8 protein-coding genes are annotated in these 6844 nt (G+C 69.9%); 3 read left to right on the top strand and 5 right to left on the bottom strand.

What is annotated here, in order from left to right; genetic code table 11:
- A partial coding sequence (locus HLA95_RS23515; RefSeq protein ID WP_222184722.1) for a calcium-binding protein occupies positions 1-1137 on the top strand: 1137 nt, incomplete at its 5' end.
- Positions 1138-1160: 23 nt separating this feature from the next.
- Here HLA95_RS23515 and HLA95_RS23510 read toward each other — a convergent pair.
- Both HLA95_RS23510 and HLA95_RS23505 read right to left on the bottom strand, forming a co-directional pair.
- On the bottom strand, positions 1161-1751 hold the full coding sequence (locus tag HLA95_RS23510; RefSeq protein ID WP_222184720.1) for an exopolysaccharide biosynthesis protein: 591 nt from the start codon (positions 1749-1751) through the stop codon (positions 1161-1163).
- Between the two features lie 86 nt (positions 1752-1837).
- Positions 1838-2752: an NAD(P)/FAD-dependent oxidoreductase gene (locus tag HLA95_RS23505; protein WP_191057684.1), complete on the bottom strand. Its 915-nt coding sequence runs from the start codon at positions 2750-2752 to the stop codon at positions 1838-1840.
- A gap of 122 nt (positions 2753-2874) precedes the next feature.
- Between HLA95_RS23505 and HLA95_RS23500 the strand changes: the two genes are divergently transcribed.
- Together HLA95_RS23500 and HLA95_RS23495 are read left to right on the top strand one after the other, a co-directional pair.
- Positions 2875-3081: a hypothetical protein gene (locus tag HLA95_RS23500; RefSeq protein ID WP_191057683.1), complete on the top strand. Its 207-nt coding sequence runs from the start codon at positions 2875-2877 to the stop codon at positions 3079-3081.
- Between the two features lie 14 nt (positions 3082-3095).
- Positions 3096-3833: a DUF4336 domain-containing protein gene (locus tag HLA95_RS23495; protein ID WP_191057682.1), complete on the top strand. Its 738-nt coding sequence runs from the start codon at positions 3096-3098 to the stop codon at positions 3831-3833.
- Between the two features lie 3 nt (positions 3834-3836).
- On the opposite strand, the gene HLA95_RS23490 is transcribed toward HLA95_RS23495, so the two are convergent.
- The 3 genes from HLA95_RS23490 to HLA95_RS23480 are packed head-to-tail and all read right to left on the bottom strand — an operon-like array spanning position 3837 to position 6840.
- Positions 3837-4979, bottom strand: coding sequence for a Gfo/Idh/MocA family protein (locus HLA95_RS23490; RefSeq protein WP_191057681.1), 1143 nt, complete (start codon positions 4977-4979; stop codon positions 3837-3839).
- A gap of 4 nt (positions 4980-4983) precedes the next feature.
- Positions 4984-5730 carry a sugar phosphate isomerase/epimerase family protein gene (locus tag HLA95_RS23485; RefSeq protein WP_191057680.1) on the bottom strand — a complete coding sequence of 249 codons (747 nt, stop codon included), beginning with the start codon at positions 5728-5730 and terminating at the stop codon, positions 4984-4986.
- A gap of 30 nt (positions 5731-5760) precedes the next feature.
- Entirely contained in the window at positions 5761-6840 is a 1080-nt protein-coding gene (locus HLA95_RS23480; protein ID WP_191057679.1) for an ABC transporter ATP-binding protein, read from the bottom strand.
- Positions 6841-6844 lie beyond the last annotated feature (4 nt).

The raw sequence follows: 6844 nt of genomic DNA, 5'->3' as shown, positions 1-6844 counted from the left end.
GACCAGCTGAGCGGTGGGGCGGGCGACGACACCATCCTGGGTGGCGACAACCGCGACCGGATCTGGGGCGACGACGGCAACGACCAGCTCTATGGGCAGCATGGGCCGGACGACCTCTTTGGCGGGCTCGGCAATGACCTGCTGATGGGCGGGGATGGCAACGACACGCTCTATGGGGGCGATAAGCCGCCGGGCAGTACTGAGCGCGATGGCGGCGTCAGCCGGGATGCGCAGGGACCAATCCAGGACGGCAACGACCGACTGGAAGGCGGTGACGGCGACGACCGCATTTTCGCTGGTCTTGGCGACGATCTGATCCTGGGCGGCAACGGCAACGACTATATCGGGCCGGGCGCCGGTCTGAACGTCGTCTATGCCGGTGCTGGCGACGACGAGATCGCCATGCCCTACGAAGGCTGGTTCGACGACGAGACCGGCACCGGCTCAATGGTCCTGTTCGCCGGCAGCGGCAACGACTCCGCGCTCGGCGGCTGGCAGGACGACAATCTGCGCGGTGAGGACGGCGACGACCGGCTGCACGGCGGCTATGGCAACGACCGGCTGGAGGGCGGTGCCGGCAACGATACCCTGTTCGGGGACCCGGGCGCGGATCGCCTGATGGGTGGTGCCGGCAATGACATGCTGGTCAGTGGGGAGACCCGGCATGACCTGGGCATGTCCATCCTGACCGGCGGCACCGGCAGCGACACGTTCGGGTACCACCTGTATGGGGATCTCGATGCCATCGACCGGCCGGCCAACAATTTCTTCTACATCAACGACCTGATCAGCGACTTCGGCGGTGGTGACCAGCTTGCGATCGGCTGGCGTCAGTCTTCCCCTATTGGCGACTACAGCGAGCGCTACGTCTTCAAGTTCGGCGACCTCGACACGAACTCGGACGGCGTGATCACCGATGCGGACGATGCCGTCACGCTTGCCGACGCATCGTTCATGGGTGCCACCCAGCAGAGCCTGGTCATCGACATCGGCGCGTTCTTCGGCTCGGTGCAACTTGAGTATCGTGGCGCCGACGCGCCCACCGTGCCGCCGCCGCCCACCGGGGGAAACTGGGGCAACGGCACGATCACCCTGTTCGACGTCACTAGCCTTTCGTCCGGAGACTTCATCGCCTGACCGGTCTCGTCGGCAGGCGGCTGCTATACCAGCCGCGTCAGCCCGAAGATCCCGCCGCCGATCACCACCGCCAGCCCCAGCAGGACCAGCAGCCCGTCGCCGACCAGCAGCGCCATGCCGAACAGGGCGATCGCCGCCATCGGGAAGGTGCTGGCGAACGGGATCAGCTCCAGGCCAGGCACGGTCAGGCACAGGAGGATGCAGAGCAGGGCGATGATCCGGACCCAGATGCCGCGGGTCATGAAGGTCAGCCGCCCGTGGAACAGCCGGTCCGCCCAGCCGGCGATCCCGCGCATCTTGTCGGTGGCCTTCTCCAGCCGCTCGCCCTCGACGCTGCGCCGGCCGAGAAAGCCCGGGATCCACAGATGGTCGCGCCCGAGCAGCATCTGGACGGCGACGATCACGATCAGCAGCGCGATCACCGTGGGCAGGCCCGGGATCCCGCCGATCGGCGACATCTCCAGCAACGCCGGGACCAGGAGGAACGGCCCGTAGCTGCGCTGGCCGACCGCCTTCTTCATGTCGTCCACGGACACCTGGTCCTGCTCCCTGCCCTGTTCGGCGAGGCCGTCCAGGATCTCACCCAGGCTGTGCGCTTCGGTTGTTCCGCTCAAATCCGCATCCATGGCTGGAGTGGTGGGCGCCAGTGCGCCCGGCAGCCATTCAACCTGCCAGACCGCCGTCCGGTTCTGTGACGGCGCTAGCCATCGTCTTGGGCACCTCGCAGCGGCAGGCTGTTCTGGATCGCCGTGGCCGCAATGGCGGCCTGACCCGTCGCCACGCTGATCTGCGCCAGCCCCTGGACCACGTCGCCCGCCGCATAGAGGCCGGGCACGCTGGTTTGCTGGTGCGCGTCGACGATGAGCGCACCGTCCCCGTCATGCGCAGCGCCCAGGGCGACCGCGAGGCCGGAGCGGGCGCGCAGGCCCAGCGCCACGTAGAGCGAATCGAACCGGTGCGTCTGGCCGCTCGTCGTCCGGACGGCAAAGCAGTCGCCGTCGATCGCCAGGTCGGCGGCGGGGGCCTCGATGATCTCGATACCGGCCTCTGTGAGCGTGCGGCGCTCGTCCTCGGGCAGGTCCCAGGGGTCGCCCAGCGTGAGCAGGCTGAGATCGGCCGTGTAGCTGCGCAGGAGCAGCGCCTCGCGGATCCGGCACTTGCCGGACCCGGCAAGCGCCACGCGCCGGCCGATGATCTCGAAGGCGTCGCAGATCGGGCAGTAGCGCAGGAGGCCGCCCGCCACCGCCTCGTCCAGGTGGGAAAGGTCGAGCGGCGGCGGGACGTCGTCCGTGCCGGTCGCCAGCAGCACGGTCGCAGCCTCTCGCCGGCTGCCGTCGTCCAGCCACGCCACGAAGCCGCCATCGGGCTTGGCCTCCAGCCGCTCGACCCGGCCGAGGACGAGTTCCGCCCCGTAGCGCTGTGCCTGCCGGCGCATCCGTGCCAGGAGCTCGGTGCCTGGGATCCCATCGGGGAAGCCCGGATGGTTGTGCGACACCGGGATCCAGGAGGCCCGGCTCGCACCGGTATCGACGAGCAGGCACCGCCGGCGGAAGCGGGCCAGATAGATCGCGGCGGTCAGCCCCGCCGGGCCGCCGCCGATGATCAGGCAATCCATGAACCAACCAGTGCCGTGTCCGATGCCAGAAGGCTTTCTCAACGGGACGCGGGCCCGCGCGTTCCATGGAACGGTGCAACGGGACTGGCGGTTCTCTCAGGACGAACGGCATGGAGAGCGAGATGAGCACCCAGGATCGCCAGCCCGAACCACGGCACAAGCCAGGACCCGACCGGCCGGCCGACCGGCGCTCCGAGCGGGGCACTATCCTGGACGGGCGGGAAGGCCGGGACGACATGCTGCCGGCCAGCGAGCAGGAGGACGGGCGCATCGACGAGCGCAGCCATGGCTTCCTGGAGCGCGGCCTCTCGATCCTGCCGCCCGGCTGACGGCGGCACCACGCATGGCCAGCCCGGTCACCTACCCGCCCCTCGACCAGCTCAAGCCGGTGGCAGACGGGGTCTGGATCGTCGACAGCGGCCCGCACCGGATGCTGGGCATACCGATGCCGGTCCGGATGGCGGTGGTGCGCCTGGCGAGCGGCGACCTGATCCTCCATTCGCCGACCCGCTACCACCAGCCGCTCCGGCGCCAGCTCGAGGAGGTCGGCCGGATCCGGCATCTCCTGGCACCGAACATCGCGCACTGGTCCTATCTCCAGACCTGGCAACGGGAGTGCCCAGGCACGGTGACCTGGGCGGCACCCGGGCTGCGCGAACGCCGGCAGGTCCGGCAGTCCGGCCTGCGGATCGACCACGACCTGTCGGGCCGGGCGCCAGCCGAATGGGCGGACGAGATCGAGCAGGTGGTCGTCCCAGGCGGCGGCGGCTTCACGGAGGTGGCCCTGTTCCACCGCAAGAGCCGTACCCTGCTCCTGACCGACCTGGTCGTGAACGTGGAGACGGAGAAACTGCCCGCCCCCATGCGGCTGGGCACGCACCTGGTCGGCAGTGCGGCACCGGACGGGCAGGCCCCCATCTATCTGCGCCTGGTCATCAACATGAAGCGGAGCCAGGCGGCCCCGGCGGCACGCCGCCTGATCGACCTGGCGCCGGAACGGGTGATCTTCAGCCACGGGCGCTGGTTCGAGCGGGACGGCACGCTGGCGCTGGCCCGCTCGCTGCGCTGGCTGACCCGCTGAGATTCAGACCCGGGCTAGCAGGGCGGCCGCCTCCTCCTCGCTCAACGCCGCCGGCCGCTCGCAGCGATCCTCGATCGTGATCACCCGGCCCTGCTCGCTGGCGACGAGCAGCCCCTCCATCACCGCGGTGACGTGGAGGCCCAGCCCGCCGGCCAGCCGCGGCGTGCGGCCCTGGCGGACCGCCTGGGCGAACTCGGCCACGCCCAGGCCGCGGTCGTTGGCGTGGATCGGGGCGTCGAACGGATAGTTGGCCTTGCCGAACACCCGCTCCTGCGTCGGCAGCTCCCGCCAGCCATCTTCGCGGGTGCCGAGCTCGACGACACCGCCCATGAAGTTCGGGTCGGGCACCCTGAGCGACGCCCTGGTGCCGTAGAGTTCGATCGGCCGGTGGCCGTGCGCCGCCACGTCCCAGCTGGCCCCGAACATGACCTTGGCACCACTGGCGAAATCGAGCAGGCCCATGATCGTGGTGGCGACCTGCGGGCGGATGGTCTGCCCCTGCATCGGCCCCGCTGCCGTCACCACCCGCTCCGCGATCCCGGTGGTGGCCAGTGCCGCCACCCGCTCGACCGGCCCCAGGAGCTGGACGAGCTGGGTGACATAATAGGGGCCCATGTCGAACACCGGGCCGCCGCCCGGCTGGAAGTAGAAGCCCGGCGACGGGTGCCAGTGCTCCATGCCGCGCGACAGCACGAAGGCGGTGCCGGCGGTGATCATGCCGACCTCGCCCTCGTCGACCAGCTTGCGCGCGAGCTGCCCGCCCGGCCCCAGGATCGTGTCCGGCGCCACAGCCAAGTGGACGCCCCTGCGCCTGGCCAGTTCCGTCAGCTCGCGGGCACCCGCCAGCGAGGTCGCCAGCGGCTTCTCGCTATAGACATGCTTGCCGGCCTCCAGGGCCGCGCCCGACACCTCCACATGGGCGTTGGGGATGGTCAGGTTCAGGACGATGTCGACCTCGTCCGCCGCCATCAGCTCGGCGGCACCCATGGCGCGCAGCCCGTACTTGCCGGCCAGTGCCTGGGCGATCTCCGGCCGGAGGTCGGCGCAGGCGCGGATCTCGATGTCGGCAAAGCGCGGCGCGTTGCGGCAGTAGATGTCGGCGATCGTGCCGCAGCCGATGATGCCGACGCCCAGTTTTCCGGTCATCGCCTCACCAGCTCCGCATGGTGGCGAGCGAGCGCCGGGCAAAGCGCATCCCGTCGCTCGGCTTGTCGTGCTCGGCGATCCAGTGCTTCGTGCCGGCCTGCTTCAGCGCCGGGACGATCAGCCCCCAGTCCAGCATGCCATGGCCGACATCGGCCCAGCCGTCCTCGCCATTGTCCTGGTCGGGATCGATGTCCTTGACGTGCACGGCGACGATCCGCTCGCCATAGCGCCGGATCCACGCGGTCGGGTCCTCCCCGCCCCGGGTCACCCAGGCCACGTCGCACTCCCAGAGCACGTCGTCGGACGCGGCGAGCAGATGCTCCATCGGCCGGCTGCCGTCCGGGAGCCTCAACATCTCGAAGTCGTGGTTGTGCCAGGCGAGGCCCAGGCCCGCCGACTTCAGCCGGGTAGCGTAGCCGGCCACCTCGGCACCGACCCGCATCCAGCCGGGCGTGTCACCCGGCCGGTCGCCCGGCTGGAGGAACGGGATCACGACCGTTTCCAGCCGCAGCGTCTCCGCGATCCGCAGGACGCCGTCCAGGTCGGCACGGAACCGGTCGATCCCGACATGGGCGGTGGGCGACGTGAGGCCGGCGGCGGCGATCGCGTCCGCCAGCCCGATGACGTCCTCCCTCAGGGCGCCATAGGGCTCGACCTTCCGGTAGCCGAGTTCGGCCAGCTCGGCGATCCGTGCCGCCATGGGCGGGAATTCGCGGAGTGAATAGAGCTGCAGTCCGGATGCGATGGTCATGGCGTCTTCCAGGAAGGAAATGGGGGCCGGTCAGAGCCGGCGGCCGTCCTTGCGGTCGAACAGGGAGATGCGGTCCTGCGGCAGGCCGAGGGTCAGGCTGCTGCCCGCGGTGATGGCAGTGTCGCTGCCGGTGCGCACCGCCAGCAGGTCCGGGCCGGAGCGGGCCCACACCAGCGTGTCAGCACCCATGGGCTCGGTCATCTCGACGACGAAGCCGTCCCAGTCGCCGGCATCCGCCGGCTGCAGATGCTCGGGGCGGATGCCCAGCGTCACCTCCTGCCCCGGCTGCGGCTGGCCGTCGAAGGCGTAGCCGCCCAGGCGCAGCACATGGCTGTCCGTGGTGAAGCGCCAGCCGGACTCCCCGTCCGGCAGCAGCCGTCCGTCCACGAAATTCATGCGCGGGCTGCCGACGAAGCCGGCCACGAACCGGTTGGCCGGACGATGGTAGATCTCCTGCGGGGATGCCAGCTGCTGGATCTTCAGGTCCTTCATCACCGCGATCCGGTCCGCCAGGGTCAGCGCCTCGATCTGGTCGTGGGTGACGTAGATCATGGTCGAGCCGAGCTGCTGGTGCAGCCGCTTGATCTCGACACGCAGCTCGTTGCGCAGCTGGGCGTCCAGGTTGGAGAGCGGCTCGTCGAACAGGAACACGTCGGCATCGCGCACGAGTGCGCGGCCGATCGCGACGCGCTGGCGCTGCCCGCCGGAGAGCTGGTCCGGGCGGCGGTCGAGCAGGTGGTCGATCTGCAGCATGGCCGCTGCCTTCGCCACCCGCCGTGCGATCTCGTCCTTGGCCGTCCCGGCCATGCGCAGGCCGAACGACAGATTGTTGCGCACGCTCATGCGCGGGTAGAGCGCATAGGACTGGAACACCATGGCGATGCCCCGGTCCTTGGGCTCCTCCCAGGTGACGTTGCGCCCGCCGATCCAGATCTGCCCGGTCTCCACCTCGAGCAGTCCCGCGATCGCGTTGAGCAGGGTGGACTTGCCGCAGCCCGAGGGGCCCAGCAGCACCAGGAACTCGCCCTCCTCGATGTCGAGGTCGAGATGGTCGAACACGGTCAGGCTGTGGAACGCCACCGAGATGTCGCGCAGGGAGACTTCGGCCATCGCC

Origin of the sequence: Geminicoccus harenae (assembly GCF_019800005.1) — a bacterium.
GTDB classification, from domain to species: domain Bacteria; phylum Pseudomonadota; class Alphaproteobacteria; order Geminicoccales; family Geminicoccaceae; genus Geminicoccus; species Geminicoccus harenae.
The sequence above is the reverse complement of the archived record's forward strand: the minus strand, read 5'-3'. Positions and strand labels throughout refer to the sequence as shown.